We start from the raw sequence: 14,027 nt of genomic DNA, 5'->3' as shown, positions 1-14,027 counted from the left end.
TCGATGTCGAGATGAACCATAGCCTGCCCGAGGGTAGCTGGACAGTGAATTCAGGTTTTAAACATCAAATCTTTCATAGTTATTCGCTATCACGAACCGTGCTCGGTCACTACTCGATGATGTTGATCGCGCGCGCGACGATCGTGACGACGATGACCACGGAAATGGCGGATTGCGCCATCATCAGCACCTTGCACCACCGCGACAGCGGGAGCACGTCGGCCGGGGCGAAGGAGGCCGCGTTGGTGAAGGCCAGGTAGAGGTAGTCGAGGTACTCCGGCCGCCATTCCTTGCCGCCGAGCCGCTCGTCCTGCATCTGCGGAAACAAGAAGTCTGGTAGAGGTTTCCGGCCGTTGGCGCGCGCGGCCGGACCGCCCCGATCGAACTCCCAGTACAGCAGCGAGAAGGCGATGATGTTGGTCGCCCAGATCATCGCCCCGCTACCGAGCAGCGTCCCCGCCCCGCGGTTGTCCTCGCCCGTGAAGATGGTCTGCACGAGGCGCAGCGCCGACACCGTGGTCGCGAAGCTGATCAGGCCGGACAGCAGCAGGCTGAGCCGGCGGATCCAGGGTTCCTCGCGATCCATCCGGCTCGGGTTGGCGATCAGCAGCACCGCCATCACGCCGAGCTCGAGCATCGGCAGCAACCACACCGGGGCGGGCAGGAACTCGCTCGGCAGCAGCACCTGGACGACCACGATCGTCAGGATCGCCGCGGTGGCGGCCAAGCGGGATTCGCCCTCGGTGGGCTCGCGCCAGGCGGGTACCGCGCGCTCGCTGTGCGTCACGCCAGCCAGTATCGCCCGCCCCGCGCCCCGTGCGGCGCAGGACGCCCGGCCGGGTTCAGAGCGCGACGCTCAGCGCGATCGCGCCGACGCAGACCGCGACGACGACGCCGAGGGCGATCGCGTCGCGGCGGGTGGGCGCGCTGGGGTGCGCGGTGAGCATGCCGGTGCCGCCGCGCGCGGTGATCGCCTCGCCGAGTTCGCCCGCGCGGCGGGTGGATACCGCCATGCACGCGGTGAGGATGTCGATGAGCGGGTTGGCATCGGCGGCGCGATGCAGCAGGTTCTCCTTGGGACGCAGTTTGCGTGCCGCGCGCAGCACCCGGATCTCGTCGAGCAGCAGCGGCAGGCCACGCAGCGTCAGCGCGACGACCACCGCCCACTCGTCCACCGGCAGGCGCAGCTTGCGCAGCGGCGCACCGAGTTTCGCCAGCGCGGGCGCCACCTCGCCCATCGGGGTGGTGTAGGCGATCAGGAACGACGCCGCCACCAGCACCATGCCGAACACGAAGACCTGCGCGTACCCGAGCACCGCCTTCATCCCGATCGGCGCGTTGATCAGTCCGCCGAGCAGCACCAAACCCCAGAACCACCAGGGCAATCGAGGCAGCGCGCCCAGCGGCAGCCGGGCCACCACCCAGATCAGCACCAGGAACGCGATCATCATGCCGAGCACCGGCCAGGTCGGCAGGAACATCAGCAGCAGACTGATCAGGAAGGCGGCGATCATCTTGGTCCCCGCCCACAACCGGTGCACGACACTGTCGACCGGAACCTCACGCAGCAGCACGGTACTCATCGGACGACCCCGCTTCCCGGTTCGTTGTGCGGTGGATTGTCCAGTCGCCAGACGGTTTCCGGGCGTCCCGGCAGCAGCGGCGCCGGCTGCGCGCCGACCGGGCGCCGCGCGCCCGCGGTCTCGACGACGACGCCCGCGTCCAGGTGCACGGTCCGGTCACACACCGCGGTCACATCGGCCACGTCGTGGGAGATGACGATCAGCGTCTGCCCCGCGTCGCGCAGCCGGGCGAGCAGTTCGACGATCTCGGCGCGGCCCTGCGGATCGAGTCCGGCCAGGGGCTCGTCCAGCACCACCACCTGGGGATGACTGGCCACCATCGCCGCGAGCACCACCCGCTTGGCCTGCCCGCCGCTGAGTTCCTCGACCGAGCGGGCGGCGAGGCGGCGGTCGAGGCCCACCGCGTCCAGCGCCCGGCCGACCGCGCCGGAGCCGGTCGCCCGGCCGCCCCAGTCGGCGATCTCGGCGCCGACGGTCTGCTTCTGCAGTTGCAGCCGGGAGTGCTGGAAGGCCAGCGCGACCCGGCCGATCTGCTGGTCCACCGGATCGCCGCGCAGCTCGCAGCGACCCGAGCTGGGGGCGATGAGCCCGGCGATGATCCAGGCCAGCGTCGACTTGCCGGAACCGTTGCCGCCGACGATCAGCAGCGCCTCGCCCTGCCGCACCGACAGGTCGACGCCGTGCAGCGCGGGCGCCTCCCACGGCGTGCCGCGGTTGTAGGTGTGGCGCACGTCGGTCAGTTCCAGGATGGTCGCGCCCATCGGGCCGCGGCGCTGGTCGCGGGCGGGCTGCGGCCAGCGGGCGAGGTGGTCGACCATGCGGCCGTTCGCCAGGTGGATCACCCGGTCGGCGGCGCTCGCGTCGGCCTCGTGGTGGGTCACCAGGACGACGGCGGTGCCGTGCCTGCGCGGCAGTTCGGCCAGCAGCGCGACGAGGTCGCGGCGGCCGTCGGGGTCGATCATCGAGGTCGCCTCGTCGGCGATGAGCAGCGCGGGGCGCCGGGCCAGCGCGGCGGCGACGGCGAGGCGCTGCTGCTGACCGCCCGAGAGGGTCGCGGTCTCGCGCCTGCCCATGCCGGTCAGGCCGACCTCGGCCAGCAGCGCGTCGACGTCGACCTCGGCGGCCAGCTCGGCCGACAGGCCCCACACGACGTCGTCGGCCACCGAGACGCCCAGGGTCTGGCTCTCCGGGCGTTGCAGCACCAGCGCGGTGCCGCCCAGCTCGCCCAGTCCGGCCGAGCCCGGCCTGCTGACCGCGCCCGAGGTCGGCGGCCTGCCCGCGAGCACGCGGGTGAGCGTCGACTTGCCCGAGCCGTTGTGACCGACCACGGCGACGAACTCGCCCGGGTGGATGGTCAGGTCGATGCCGGACAGCGCGTCGGCGGTGGCGCCGGGATAGCGGTAGCCGGCACCGTGCAGGGTGACCGGCAGCGGGCCGATCGCGCGGTCGTCGTCGGGGGCGTCGAGGCGGTCGCTGCCGGGCAGCCAGGCCAGCCGGTCCAGCACCGTGCCGAGCACGAACCACGACACGATCGCGCTCACCAGCACCCCGAGGAAGACCGATCCGCCGAGGTAGAGCCACCAATTGCGAAGCAGCGCGTCGGTGAGGTCGGCGGCGGCGCGGCCGAGCGGTTCCAGCGCGGGCTGCCGGGCGGCCAGGTTCTGGATGCCCTTGGCGGTATTGCGGATGGCCTCGAAGAACAGCTCCCTGGTGCGCGCGAAGAGCAGCAGGCTGCCGACCGAGAACAGGCCCCAGCCCACGCCGGCCAGCGTCGCGAGCGCCAGCACCGCGGGCAGTCCGCCGCCGCGCCGCTTCACGATGCCGATGATGCCCGCGAGCGTCGCGGCGCCGAACACACCGAGCGCGGGCATGATGCCCGCGGCGACGAAGGTGACCAGCCCCGCCGCGACGCTGGCGGTGACCAGCGCGCGCAGGCGATAGCGGTGGGCGAGCAGACCCAGCGGAACCGCCGCGACCAGTTGCAGGGCCGCGGCCATGGGCACCAGGGAACCGACGGTGATCAGGCCGACGGTCAGACCGGCCATCACGGCACCGGTGGCCAGTTCGATGGGGCGCAGGGGTCCGCGGGGCAGTTCCGCGGGCGTGTCTCTCACCTGTCCCAGTCTGCCAGGGGTGTATGTGGCCGGTCTGTGACCTCGTGTAGCGGTTGTGTGAGGAATCGGTGGAGAAACCGGGCTCAGACCGGCGGTTCGGCCAGCCAGCCGCCCATCGCCACCGTGCGGAAATGAGTTGTGAGGGTATTGGTCTCATCGATGACGTGCAGGGCGACCGCCGGATCGGGCGCGTAGTCCATCACCTTGTGCGGCAGCGTCACCTCCCAGGCGCCGCCCAGCACGGACGCGGTGCTCGGGCAGGTCACCATGGGTTTTCCGGCGAAGGTGGTCGCGATGGGGGAGTGCGCGTGGCCGGTGAGGACGCCGATGATGCGCGGATCGCCCGCGACGACGGCGGCGAGGCGGTCCGGCTCGGCCAGCGCGATCACGTCGACGACCGGGCTGGCGACGGGTTTCGGCGGATGATGCAGCGCCACCAGGATGGGGCCGTCGGCGGGCGCGGCGGCCAGGGTCGCGCGCAGCCAGTCGAAGGTCTCGTCGGCGAGCAGGCCGCCCGATTCGCCGGGAACGCTGGAGTCGAGCAGGATCACGGTGAGCGGTCCGACGCGGTGGACGCTGTTGATCGGCGCGGTGGACGGCGGTTCGCCCAGCAGATCGGTGCGGAAGGCGACGCGGTCGTCGTGGTTGCCCGGCAGCAGGTAGACGGGGATGTCGGCCGCCAGGGCCAGGCGGGCTTCGGCGTACTGCTCCGGCTTGCCGGAGTCGGTGATGTCGCCGGTGACGAGGATGACGTCGGGCTTGCGGGGGAGGTCGGCCAGATAGGCCATCACTCGCTCCACGCGCTCGGTGTTGCGCGGGGTGAGGTCGAAGTGGGTGTCGCTGAGCTGAGCCGCCAGGATCATCGGCAGTCGCTTTCTTCTCTGGGATCGCTCCGTTGCGTCAGAGTGTGCCGGTATGAGTCTTCGGCACCTCTCAAGGCTAGATGACCTGGGCTTATCCGTCTTCATGAGGCGTACCACGGCCGGTAACCTCATCGCCGGTCTGTGTCATCGATCACGCGTCGGAGATCGGCGTTCCGCTGCGTTCGGACAGCGTTTGTAGTACTCGCAGGAAGGTGTTCCGATCAGCCGCGGGGAGGTCGGCTAGAAGTCGCTGTTCCTGGGTCTGGATGTCGCGCTGGGCGCGGTCGCGCAGGCTCGCTCCGGCGGGAGTCAGCTGGACCAGATTGACGCGGCGGTCGGCGGGGTCGGGTTCGCGCCGGATCAGGCCGCGCCGTTGCAGGTCGTCGAGGACCGGGATGATCCTGGTCTTGTCCGCGCGAACCGCCTTGGCCAGCGCGGCCTGGGTGTAGACCGGCTGTTCGTCGAGTCCGAGCAGCACCACGTAGGCCCACATGGTGAGCCCGTGCCGGTCGAGGACGGGCCGTTCCGCCTCTGTCAGCGCGCGGCCGAGCGGCACGAGCATGGCCGCGAGGTCGGGGCGGGTCGCTTTCGGCATGGTCGAAATCTACCGGGGTGATCGCCTTGGCAGATCATAAGCAGATGCATACGATCTACATATGAATACTATTTCGGAGGATCAACTCCTGCTCGCCCGGCATCGGCGCGCCGTCCGGTTGAGCGTCGACGCGGTCTCGGTGGTCGGCGACGCTCCGCTGACCGGCGAAACGCCCTGCGCCGGGTGGGATCTGCGCGACCTGCTCGACCACATGGGCACCCAGAACCGGGGCTTCGCGGCCGCGGCGCGCGGCGAGGACGACCCCGCGGTGTGGGAAGTCCGGCGTGCCGCCGACCCGGTCGGCGACTACCTGCGCTCGGCCGACGAGGTGCTCGCCGCCTTCGCCGCACCCGGCGCGCTCACCCGCACCCTGGCCCTGCCGGAGATTCCGCCCGGGCGGTTCCCGGCCACGATCGCCCTGGGCTTCCATCTCATCGACAGCGTCGTGCACGCGTGGGATGTCGCCCGATCCGTCGGCCGCACGGTCGATCTCGATCCCGACCTGGCTCCGATCGCGCTGCGCGTCGCCCTGGCCGTCCCGACCGGAAAATCGCGTCAGCGTCCCGGCGCGGCCTTCGCCCCGCCGCTCGAGATCGCTGACGACGAGGCGACGCTCGACCGCATCCTGCGTGCCCTCGGTCGTTCGCCGCGCTGGCGGCCGTCCGGTCGGGCCGGCTGAATCCGTGTCACTCGGCGTCTCCGTCCCGTTTCCGGCTGTGCCGAGTCGCGCGGCCGGTGACCTCGCACCGAGTAGCGGCGGCCCGCCCGGATGGCCGACCATGGGGGGATGATGCTCAGTACCGACCAGGCCGATGTGTTCGAGGCCTCCCGTGGCCGCCTGGAGGCGATCGCCTACCGGCTGCTCGGCTCGGCCGGTGACGCCGAGGACGCGGTACAGGACACCTACCTGCGCTGGCACGCGGCCGACCGGGACCGGATCGAGACCCCGGTCGCGTGGCTGACCAAGGTGCTCACCAATATCTGCCTCAATCAGCTCACCTCGGCCAGGTCGCGGCGGGAAACCTATGTCGGACAGTGGCTTCCGGAGCCGGTGCTGGCCGGTGACCGGATGCTCGGCCCGGCCGACACGGTCGAGCAGCGCGAATCCGTCTCGCTCGCGATGCTCGCCGTGATGGAACGGCTCTCGCCCAACGAGCGCGTGGTGTACGTGCTGCGCGAGGCGTTCGGGTACCAGCACCGCGAGATCGCCGAGATGCTCGAGATCAGCGAATCGAACTGTCAGCAGATCTACCGGCGGGCCAAGCAGCACGTCGGCGGGCGCTCGCGCGTCACCGTCGACGCGGCCACGGCGGAGCGGATCGTCGAGGAGTTCCTCGCGGCGGTGCTCAGCGGCGACACCGACCCGCTGGTCCGGCTGCTGGTCGACGACGCGGTCGGCATCGCCGACGGCGGCGGCCGGATCCCGGCCCGCAAGTCCCCGGTCCTCGGCGCGCTCGGCATCGCCCGCTACCTCAGCCACGTGTTCCGGCCGACGGCGGCCAAGCGCGCCTATGTCGGTGGGACGCCGGTGTTCTACGCCTGCGTGGTCAACGGCGGGCCCGGCGCGCTGGCGATGGTCGGCGACGAGGTGATCGCGGTCGTCGGGCTCGACGTCACGCCCGACGGCATCGCCGGGGTGCAGATCCAGGTCAACCCGGCGAAGCTGGCCCGGGTCACCCAGCAGTGGACGGCCGAGGGGCCGCATACCCCGCTCGATTTCGCCTGGTGACCCAGATCACATCAGTGAAGTGTCAGGGTTCGCGCGCCTGTCCGGTTCAGGAGGGGAGTCCATCCCGATAGGAGCGAGCCATGAAGCACCGCATTGTCGTCCTCGGCGCCGGGTACGCCGGAGCCATCGCCGCCGGACGTCTGGCCAAGCGGCTGCATCGCGATGATGTCGCGATCACCGTCGTCAACGCCGACCCCGATTTCGTCGAGCGGGTGCGGATGCACCAGCTGGCGACCGGTCAGGAACTGCGCACCCGCTCGCTGCGCGAGGTGTACGCGGGCACCGGCGTCGAGGTCGTGGTCGACCGGGTCACCGCGGTCGACGTCGAGCGCAAGCAGGTCGCCCTGGCGGACGGCACGACCATCGCCTACGACACCCTCGTCTACGCGCTGGGCAGCACCGGCACCGATCAGGGCGTCCCCGGTGTCGCCGAGTACGCGCACAGTCTCGCCGGAAAGCAGGCCGCGCTGCGGCTGCGGGCGCGGCTGGGCGAACTGCCGGCGGGCGCGCCGGTGGTGGTCGTCGGCGGTGGCCTGACCGGCATCGAGGCCGCGACCGAGATCGCCGAGGCCCGCCCGGATCTCGCCGTGTCGATCGCCGCCCGCGGCGGTGTCGGCGGCTGGCTGAGCGAGAAGGCGCAGCGGCACCTGGGCACGGTGATCGACCGGCTCGGCATCACGGTGCACGACCACGCCGGCGTCACCCGTGTCACCGAGAACGCCGTCGTCGCGGGTGATACCGAGATTCCGGCGGTGCTGACCGTGTGGACCGCGGGCTTCGCGGTGCATCCGATCGCCGCGGCCACCACGCTGACGGTGTCGGACACCGGCCGGATCATCGTCGACGCCACCATGCGCTCGGTCTCGCACCCCGACGTGTACGCCGTGGGCGACGCCGCGCTCGCGGACGGACCCGGCGGGGTGCCGCTGCGGATGGCGTGCGCGACCGGCAGCCCGATGGCCTGGCGGGCGGGCGATGCCATCGCCGCGCGCCTGACCGGCCGACCGGTCCCCGACGAGCAGATCGGCTATGCCACCCAGTGCATCAGCCTCGGCCGCCGCGACGGCATCCTCCAGAAGGTGACCTTCGACGATCAGCCGACCTCGACCGTGCTGACCGGCCGGCTCGGCGCCCGCGTCAAGGAGTTCATCTGCTCGGGCGCCGCGTGGAGCGTCGCCCACCCGACCCTGATGATGCCGAGCCGTCGTCGCCGGATCATCACGACCGCGGCCGAAACGGACCAGTTCGTCGCTCCGTGACGGATCAGACGGCGAGTTCGGCCAGCCGCTCGGACGCGGTGCGGAGTAACTTCTCCGCCGCGTCCGGGTCGGCGGCCAGCGGAGTCCAGAAGTCGGGGCCCGGGGTGGCCTCGAGGTCGAGGACGGGCGGGGTGAGCCAGTCGGCGTCGAGGCCGAGCTGCCAGGAGTGCAGGTGGGTGCGGGGGAAGGTGGCCGTGCGGTCGAAGAGGGGGTCGCCCAGGATCGGGTGGCCGATCCAGGCCAGCTGCACCCGGATCTGGTGGCGTCTGCCGGTGACCGGCGCGACGGCGAGCAGGGTGTGCTCGCCGTGCCGGGCGACAGTGGCGAATCGGGTGAGCGAGGGGTAGTTCTTCGCGGGCAGCAGATCGGCGTCGTCGACGGACCAGCGGTCGCCGTCGCGGCGGATCGCCTCGCGCGGCGCGGCGATCCGCACCCGGTTCTTGCGCCCGACACTGAGCGGCAGATCGATCTCACCCCGCTCGGGCAGGTCGGTGCCCGACACGATCGCCAGGTACGCCTTGCGCGCGGTCTGCTTGGTGAACTGCCTGGTCAGCTGGCCGTGTGCGGCCAGGTCGACGGCCAGCAGGACCAGGCCGGAGGTGACCTTGTCGATCCGGTGCACCGGATACAGCTGGGTGCCCGCCGCCTGCGCCAGCTCGACCAGGTCGGTGTCGTGCCGCTCCCCGGTCACCGAGATCCCGGCCGGCTTGTTCAGCGCGAGCACGGCGTCGTCGGCGAACACGGTGTACCGCTCGCGCACGCTCTGCCAGTCCATCTCCACGTCGACACCCTAGAGAACGGTGTGGCCCGGCGGTCAGGAGGCCGGGCGCAGCCGGTGCGGGCGCAGCCGGTTGAAGCCGCGCACCCGCACGCTGCGCAGATGCCGGATGGCGAACTCGCGGTTGCCCGCGAGCGCCTCGGCGGCCGCGTCGTCGATCAGGATGTTGCCCGGCCTGGCGACGCCGGTGAGCCGCGCGGCGATATTGACCACCGAGCCGTACAGGTCGCCGAAGCGCTGCAGCACCTCGCCGTAGGCGAAGGCGACCCGCAGTTCCGGCGTTCCGCCGACCAGCATCGTCGACTCCTGGATGGCCAGCGAGATCCGGGCCGCGTCGTCGGCGGTCTCGGCGGCGAACATCACCTCGTCGCCGACGTTCTTGATCACCCAGCCGCCGTTGTCGGTGATCGCCGAGGTGGTGGTCGACTCGAAAGCCTCCAGCAGCGTGGACAATTCGTCGGGATGCAGGTGCCGGGTGAGCCGGGTGAAGCCGACCATGTCGGCGAATCCGACCGCCAGCGTCCGCGTCGAGTCCTCGCCGGTGGTGGCGTCCACCGACCGGGCGACGGCTGCCGCCAGGTGCCTGCGCCACACATACGACTGCAACTGCTCGATGCCCGCCATGGTGGATTCGGTGGCCGCCCTGACCCGTTCGTCGAGCGGCAGCGCCGGATCGGCGGCGGCGGCGCGCGCCTTGATCTCGGCCAGCACCAGGTCGGCCTGCCACTCGGCCAGCCGCGCCATGCCCTGGCCGATGGTGCGGGCGGCGGCGGCCTGCTGCCGGATGTCGGAGGCGGCGACGACGATCATGCTGCGGAAGTTGGTGACCGAGGTGATGTCGGTCTGGGTGTAGTCGACCTGGTTGTCGTCGGTGGCGGGGAAGCCGAGCGCCGTCCACAGCCGCCGCGACTCCGCCTCCGGCACCCCGGACTGCTCGGCGACCTGCGTGCGCGTGTAGCGGCGCGGTCCGCCGAGCAGCGCCTCCTCCACACTGCGCTGCACCAGCTCGGTCATTTCGGCATCCGACATGAGCGAAACTCTACGACGCGCGCTCGAACCGCAGGTCGGCCCGACGCGACCTTGGCGATCTTCACAAAGACCGGCCCGGCTCGCCCGGCCGCCGGTGACACCCGGCACAGCCCTGCCGGAGCCATCGCACTGACCTGGATGTTTACCCGAAGGTGCGCAACTGACGGCAAAAGTGCGTACTTGTCGGCCCGCGCGGCCCGCGCCGACACTCGGAACACCGCGGCCCACACCGGGCGCCGCGCAGTGGATCGGAGTCGCAGATGACCGCAACCGACAAACCGCCGGTGACAGTGCTCGGCACGGGCTCGATGGGCGGCGCGCTCGCCCAGGCCCTCCTCGCCGCCGGGCACCCGACGCACGTGTGGAACCGCAGCCCGGAGCGTACGACGACCCTGGTCGCCGTCGGCGCGACCGCCCATCGCGACATCGCCGACGCGATCGCGGCGGGCTCGGTGACCATCAGCGCCCTGACGACCTTCGCCGCCACCCGCGCGAGCATGTCGCTCGCCTCCGCGTCGCTCGCGGGCCGCGACATCATCACGCTCAACAGCGGAACACCCGCCCAGGCCCGGGAATTCGCGCAGTGGGCGCGCGCGGCGGGCGCCCGGTTCCTCGGCGGCGCGATCAAGAACGTGCCCGCGGCGGTCGGCCTGCGCGACACGCTGCTGTACTTCGGCGGCGACCGCGCGGTGTTCGACACCCATGCCGCCACCCTGCGCGTGCTCGGCGGCGAGCTCGACTTCCTCGGCGCCGAACCGGATCTCGCCGCGCTCTACGAAGCCGCGGTCGGCGCCACCCTGCTGCCCGCGCTGCTCGGCTTCGCCGAGGGCGCCGCGGTGCTGGCCTCGCGCGGACTGCCCGCGCGCACGATGGTGCCGTACTCGGTGAAGTGGTTGCAGATGATCGAGTCGCTGCTGCCGGTCCTGGCCGAGGAGATCGACAACAAGGACTACACCCGCCTCGGCGCGAGCGTCGACCTGTTCCACACCGCCCTCGTCGACGACCCGCAGCTGGCCGCCGAAACCGGCGTCGACCTGTCCTGGCACGCACCCATGCACGAACTGCTCCGCCGCGCCGTCGACGCGGGCCGCGGCGACCAGAGCATCACCGCCCTCTACGACCTGCTCGCGGGCTGATCAGCGCAGCACGCTGTACACGGCCGACAGCGTGAAGCCGTGCTCGCCGACCTCGCAGCTGACCGTCCCCTGATACCCGATCCCGCAGGTGGTGTTCTCCAGGCTGATCCGATGCCCCTCCGGCAGTACCTTCGCGGCGGGGTGGGTGAAGATCGGCCGGTCGGCATCGACGAAGTGCGCGGCCTCGAGGATCCCGACCCGCAGCTGATCGGTGCCCGCCGGCGCGTCCATCGACACCGCGTCGCAACCGGCCGGACCGTTGTTCCAGTAGATGGCGCAGTGCCGCCCGTCGGGCGTGGTGAAGAAGACCGTCCCCGCGTACTCGGGTTCGCCGACCTGGTAGTCGAATCGGTCGACCGGCGTGTAGTCGTCGAGGCCCGATTGCGCGGCGGCGGGCCCGGCGGCGGCGCAGACCCCGAGCGCGACACCGGACAGTGCGATGAGTGTGGATCGATACGACATGAAACGTCCTCCCTCGTCTCTCGTATACACGGTGTTTCGCCGTGCTCACGATCAGCGTTAAACGCCGATCTCACCCACAATGTGTGACGCGTCCTGGTCTCGGCCCGACCTACCGTGACCGGATGGGCTCAGTCATCGGTGATCTGCTTCCGCTGGCCGTGGGTGTGGCGATCTCGCCGATCCCTATCGTCGCGGCCATCCTCATGATCCTGTCCAAGAACGCGGGCGGCGCGGCGCGAGGATTCGCGGCGGGCTGGGTCGGCGGGATCCTGATCGTGACCGCCGTGGTGACGCTGCTCGCCGGGGCTCTGGGCGATTCGGGCGAGAAAGAACCCTCGGCCGTGGCGTCCTGGCTGAAAATCGTGCTGGGCGTGCTGCTTCTGGTCCTCGCGGCCGAACAGTGGCACGCGCGATCGGACACCGCGGTGCCCGCCTGGATGCAGGCGATCGACACCCTCACCGTGGTCAAGGCGGCCGGACTCGGCGCGCTGCTGTCGGCGGTGAATCCGAAGAACCTGCTGCTGTGCCTGTCCGCGGGCGTCGTCATCGGTTCGGCGGGGCTGAGCGCGGGCGGCGACCTCGTCGCGATCGTGGTGTTCACCGTGCTCGCCTCGACCACGGTGCTCGCGGTGGTGCTCGGCTACGCGCTGGCCGCCGACAGGCTCGGCCCCACCCTCGACAGCGCCAGGCAGTGGCTGCAAGCCAACAACCACGCGGTGATGGCGATCGTGCTGCTGGTGATGGGCGCTGTCGTGGTCGGCAAGGGTATCGGCGGTCTCTGAGGTGCGCCGGCTGCCGATCTTCGAATCGCTGCACGGCTATCAGCGGTCGTGGCTGCGGCCCGACGTCATCGCCGGGCTCACCGTCTGGGCGGTGCTGGTCCCCGAAGCCCTCGCCTATGCCTCGATCGCCGGGGTGCCGCCGGTCATCGGCCTCTACGCGGCGGTGCCCGCGCTGGTCCTGTACGCCCTGGCCGGGAGTTCGCGGCATCTCGTCGTCGGCCCGATGTCGGCGACGGCGGCGCTGTCGGCCGCGATCATCACCCCGCTGGCCGGCGCCGACGCCGGTCGCTACCTGGCGCTGTCGACGGCGCTGGCCATCGCCACCGGCATCGTCGGCCTGCTGGCCGGGTTGATCCGGTTGGGGTTCATCGCCGCGTTCATCTCCGAGCCGGTGCTCAAGGGTTTCATCGTCGGGCTGGCCCTGACCATCATCATCGGCCAGGTGCCCAAGCTGCTCGGCATCGACAAGCACGACGGCGACTTCTTCGAACAGGCCTGGGGCGTGCTCGGCCACCTCGGTGACACCCAGTGGCGCACACTGCTGATCGGCCTGCTGAGCCTGGCGGTCGTGCTCGGCCTGAAGCGCTGGCTGCCCCTGGTGCCCGGCTCGCTGCTGGCCGTGCTGCTCGGCATCCTCGCGGTGCGGCTGTTCGACCTCGACGACAAGGGCGTCGACATCGTCGGTCACATCGACGCGGGCCTGCCGTCGATCGGGCTGCCGTCCGGCGTCGGCTTCGACGACTACCTCGACCTGCTCGGTCCCGCCGTCGGCGTGCTGCTGATCGGTTTCGCCGAAGGGCTCGGCGCGGCGAAAACCTATGCGGCCAAGGCGGGCTACTCGATCGACGCGAACCGCGAGCTGCTCGGCCTCGGCGCGGCCAATCTCGGGTCCGGGCTCGGCTCGGGCATGGTGGTCAACGGGAGTCTGTCCAAGACCGCCGTCAACGGTGGGGCCGGCGCGAAAACTCAGGCCAGCGGGCTCATCGTGGCCGTGCTGACGGTGCTCACCCTGCTGTTCCTCACCGGGCTGTTCGAGAAGCTGCCCGAGGCGACGCTGGCCGCGGTGGTCATCGCCGCGGTCATCGAGCTCGTCGACATCGCGGCCCTGCGCCGCCTGTACCGGGTCTGGACCCAGCTGCTCGGCAGCATCTACGGCAAGGCCGCGCGCGCCGACTTCCTCGCCGCCCTCGCCGCCATGTTCGGTGTGCTGCTGTTCGACACCCTGCCCGGCCTGCTCATCGGCATCGGCGTCTCGGTGCTGCTGCTGGTCTACCGCGCCTCGCAGCCGCACGTCGCCGCGCTCGCGAAAAAGGGCTCGCTGTGGGTGGATACGGTCCGCCACCCCGACCTGACCCCGCGCCCCGATCTGCTGGTGGTGCGCGTCGAGTCCGGCCTGTTCTTCGCCAACGCCGACTACGTCCGGTCGCGGATCGAGGCCCTGTGCACCGACGCCACCCGCCTGGTGGTGCTCGACGCCGAGACCTCACCCGCCCTCGACGTCACCGCCACCGCGATGCTGCTCGACCTGCGCAATGCCCTGGCCCACCGGCGCATCGACTTCCGCATCGCCCGCTCGGTGGCCCAGTTCGGCGAGGTCCTCGGCTCGGCCGAGGCGGGCGACACCCCGATCGGCGTCTACCCGACGGTCGCCGCCGCGGCCGCCGACCTCCCCGAACACCCACCGGTGGGCTAGCAGA

General features: G+C 71.1%; 14 protein-coding genes. 6 read left to right on the top strand and 8 right to left on the bottom strand.

The window, feature by feature from the left end:
- Nucleotides 1–109: 109 nt before the first annotated feature.
- The 5 genes from ACFYWJ_RS01880 to ACFYWJ_RS01860 all read right to left on the bottom strand — a co-directional run bounded on the left by ACFYWJ_RS01880 (nt 110) and on the right by ACFYWJ_RS01860 (nt 5,155).
- A complete protein-coding gene (locus tag ACFYWJ_RS01880) occupies nt 110–787 on the bottom strand; it encodes a hypothetical protein (RefSeq protein WP_355271153.1) in 678 nt (225 codons plus the stop codon).
- Nucleotides 788–842: 55 nt separating this feature from the next.
- The gene (locus tag ACFYWJ_RS01875) at nt 843–1,583 is read right to left on the bottom strand and encodes an energy-coupling factor transporter transmembrane protein EcfT (protein ID WP_355271154.1); all 741 of its coding nucleotides are present in this window, start codon (nt 1,581–1,583) and stop codon (nt 843–845) included.
- Nucleotides 1,580–3,628, bottom strand: coding sequence for an ABC transporter ATP-binding protein (locus ACFYWJ_RS01870; protein ID WP_387161383.1), 2,049 nt, complete (start codon nt 3,626–3,628; stop codon nt 1,580–1,582). Before ACFYWJ_RS01870 ends, ACFYWJ_RS01875 begins: the two co-directional genes overlap by 4 nt.
- Nucleotides 3,629–3,780: 152 nt before the next feature.
- A complete protein-coding gene (locus ACFYWJ_RS01865) occupies nt 3,781–4,560 on the bottom strand; it encodes a metallophosphoesterase (RefSeq protein WP_355271157.1) in 780 nt (259 codons plus the stop codon).
- A 151-nt stretch (nt 4,561–4,711) separates the two neighbouring features.
- Entirely contained in the window at nt 4,712–5,155 is a 444-nt protein-coding gene (locus ACFYWJ_RS01860; protein ID WP_355271159.1) for a MarR family transcriptional regulator, read from the bottom strand.
- A gap of 61 nt (nt 5,156–5,216) precedes the next feature.
- Here ACFYWJ_RS01860 and ACFYWJ_RS01855 point away from each other — a divergent pair, with 61 nt between their 5' ends.
- The 3 genes from ACFYWJ_RS01855 (at nt 5,217) to ACFYWJ_RS01845 (ending at nt 8,143) form a co-directional block, all read left to right on the top strand.
- Nucleotides 5,217–5,834, top strand: coding sequence for a TIGR03086 family metal-binding protein (locus ACFYWJ_RS01855; RefSeq protein WP_355271161.1), 618 nt, complete (start codon nt 5,217–5,219; stop codon nt 5,832–5,834).
- A 108-nt stretch (nt 5,835–5,942) separates the two neighbouring features.
- Nucleotides 5,943–6,884 carry an RNA polymerase sigma factor SigJ gene (gene sigJ, locus ACFYWJ_RS01850; protein WP_355271163.1) on the top strand — a complete coding sequence of 314 codons (942 nt, stop codon included), beginning with the start codon at nt 5,943–5,945 and terminating at the stop codon, nt 6,882–6,884.
- Between the two features lie 80 nt (nt 6,885–6,964).
- On the top strand, nt 6,965–8,143 hold the full coding sequence (locus ACFYWJ_RS01845) for an FAD-dependent oxidoreductase (protein WP_355271165.1): 1,179 nt from the start codon (nt 6,965–6,967) through the stop codon (nt 8,141–8,143).
- Nucleotides 8,144–8,147: 4 nt separating this feature from the next.
- On the opposite strand, the gene ACFYWJ_RS01840 is transcribed toward ACFYWJ_RS01845, so the two are convergent.
- Together ACFYWJ_RS01840 and ACFYWJ_RS01835 are read right to left on the bottom strand one after the other, a co-directional pair.
- Nucleotides 8,148–8,918 carry an RNA pseudouridine synthase gene (locus ACFYWJ_RS01840; protein WP_355271728.1) on the bottom strand — a complete coding sequence of 257 codons (771 nt, stop codon included), beginning with the start codon at nt 8,916–8,918 and terminating at the stop codon, nt 8,148–8,150.
- Between the two features lie 39 nt (nt 8,919–8,957).
- Complete coding sequence (locus ACFYWJ_RS01835) at nt 8,958–9,950, bottom strand: adenylate/guanylate cyclase domain-containing protein (protein ID WP_355271167.1); 993 nt, start codon at nt 9,948–9,950, stop codon at nt 8,958–8,960.
- 260 nt (nt 9,951–10,210) lie between these two features.
- Here ACFYWJ_RS01835 and ACFYWJ_RS01830 point away from each other — a divergent pair, with 260 nt between their 5' ends.
- The gene (locus tag ACFYWJ_RS01830; protein WP_355271169.1) at nt 10,211–11,086 is read left to right on the top strand and encodes an NAD(P)-binding domain-containing protein; all 876 of its coding nucleotides are present in this window, start codon (nt 10,211–10,213) and stop codon (nt 11,084–11,086) included.
- Here the strand turns inward: ACFYWJ_RS01830 and ACFYWJ_RS01825 are convergent, their stop codons facing one another.
- Nucleotides 11,087–11,548 carry a hypothetical protein gene (locus ACFYWJ_RS01825; protein WP_355271170.1) on the bottom strand — a complete coding sequence of 154 codons (462 nt, stop codon included), beginning with the start codon at nt 11,546–11,548 and terminating at the stop codon, nt 11,087–11,089.
- Nucleotides 11,549–11,670: 122 nt separating this feature from the next.
- Between ACFYWJ_RS01825 and ACFYWJ_RS01820 the strand changes: the two genes are divergently transcribed.
- The gene (locus ACFYWJ_RS01820; protein WP_355271171.1) at nt 11,671–12,330 is read left to right on the top strand and encodes a GAP family protein; all 660 of its coding nucleotides are present in this window, start codon (nt 11,671–11,673) and stop codon (nt 12,328–12,330) included.
- 1 nt (nt 12,331) lies between these two features.
- Nucleotides 12,332–14,023: a SulP family inorganic anion transporter gene (locus ACFYWJ_RS01815; RefSeq protein ID WP_355271172.1), complete on the top strand. Its 1,692-nt coding sequence runs from the start codon at nt 12,332–12,334 to the stop codon at nt 14,021–14,023.
- Nucleotides 14,024–14,027: the final 4 nt, after the last annotated feature.

Source organism: Nocardia sp. NPDC003269, assembly GCF_042888005.1.
Taxonomy (GTDB): Bacteria; Actinomycetota; Actinomycetes; order Mycobacteriales; family Mycobacteriaceae; genus Nocardia.
This window is presented reverse-complemented; position numbering and strand designations above follow the sequence as displayed.

What these genes read in the sequence shown, in the direction of transcription:
- ACFYWJ_RS01830 (WP_355271169.1), top strand. Translation starts at nt 10,211, where the DNA reads ATGACCGCAACCGACAAACCGCCGGTGACAGTGCTCGGCACGGGCTCG.
- ACFYWJ_RS01845 (WP_355271165.1), top strand. Translation starts at nt 6,965, where the DNA reads ATGAAGCACCGCATTGTCGTCCTCGGCGCCGGGTACGCCGGAGCCATC.
- ACFYWJ_RS01820 (WP_355271171.1), top strand. Translation starts at nt 11,671, where the DNA reads ATGGGCTCAGTCATCGGTGATCTGCTTCCGCTGGCCGTGGGTGTGGCG.
- ACFYWJ_RS01835 (WP_355271167.1), bottom strand. Translation starts at nt 9,950, where the DNA reads ATGTCGGATGCCGAAATGACCGAGCTGGTGCAGCGCAGTGTGGAGGAG.
- sigJ (WP_355271163.1), top strand. Translation starts at nt 5,943, where the DNA reads ATGATGCTCAGTACCGACCAGGCCGATGTGTTCGAGGCCTCCCGTGGC.
- ACFYWJ_RS01855 (WP_355271161.1), top strand. Translation starts at nt 5,217, where the DNA reads ATGAATACTATTTCGGAGGATCAACTCCTGCTCGCCCGGCATCGGCGC.
- ACFYWJ_RS01870 (WP_387161383.1), bottom strand. Translation starts at nt 3,628, where the DNA reads ATGGCCGGTCTGACCGTCGGCCTGATCACCGTCGGTTCCCTGGTGCCC.
- ACFYWJ_RS01860 (WP_355271159.1), bottom strand. Translation starts at nt 5,155, where the DNA reads ATGCCGAAAGCGACCCGCCCCGACCTCGCGGCCATGCTCGTGCCGCTC.
- ACFYWJ_RS01875 (WP_355271154.1), bottom strand. Translation starts at nt 1,583, where the DNA reads ATGAGTACCGTGCTGCTGCGTGAGGTTCCGGTCGACAGTGTCGTGCAC.
- ACFYWJ_RS01825 (WP_355271170.1), bottom strand. Translation starts at nt 11,548, where the DNA reads ATGTCGTATCGATCCACACTCATCGCACTGTCCGGTGTCGCGCTCGGG.
- ACFYWJ_RS01840 (WP_355271728.1), bottom strand. Translation starts at nt 8,918, where the DNA reads ATGGACTGGCAGAGCGTGCGCGAGCGGTACACCGTGTTCGCCGACGAC.
- ACFYWJ_RS01865 (WP_355271157.1), bottom strand. Translation starts at nt 4,560, where the DNA reads ATGATCCTGGCGGCTCAGCTCAGCGACACCCACTTCGACCTCACCCCG.